This is a genomic window from Oceanipulchritudo coccoides, assembly GCF_010500615.1.
Lineage (GTDB): Bacteria > Verrucomicrobiota > Verrucomicrobiia > Opitutales > Oceanipulchritudinaceae > Oceanipulchritudo > Oceanipulchritudo coccoides.
Window position 1 is genome coordinate 1 of sequence record NZ_JAAGNX010000015.1, and the last position, 535, is coordinate 535.

Below are 535 nucleotides of genomic sequence, written 5' to 3' on the forward strand. Positions count from 1 at the left end.
CAGCCATAAATGATTGCCCTAGGCGGCACGTGTTGTCCGCTGTTCGATACGCTTTTCATGTTCGCCTTGAATCAATCGATGCACGTAGATACCGGGCAGATGGATGCTGTCCGGATCAAGGCTGCCGGTCGGCACGATCTCTTCCACTTCCACGACGCAGATTTTGCCGCACATTGCAGCTGGCGGGTTGAAGTTGCGCGCAGTCTTGCGGAACACCAGATTGCCTGTCGCATCCGCTTTCCACGCTTTGACAATGGACAAATCTGCTACAATCCCGCGCTCGAGAATATAGGTCTCACCGTCAAAGTCTTTGTGTTCCTTACCATCGGCGATCACCGTGCCGACGCCGGTTTTGGTGTAAAAACCCGGGATGCCACAGCCACCTGCGCGCATCCGCTCGGCCAATGTGCCTTGCGGGTTGAACTCCAGTTCCAACTCACCTGACAGATACTGGCGCATAAACTCGGCGTTCTCGCCAACGTAGGAAGAGATCATCTTTTTGACCTGCCGGGTCTGCAGCAGAATGCCGATGCCA

Annotated in this window: 1 protein-coding gene; it reads right to left on the reverse strand. The window is 55.1% G+C overall.

What is annotated here, in order from left to right:
- Nucleotides 1–18: 18 nt before the first annotated feature.
- Nucleotides 19–535 (reverse strand): CoA transferase subunit A (locus tag G0Q06_RS14225; protein WP_163967438.1); only part of this gene is annotated, 517 nt, incomplete at its 5' end.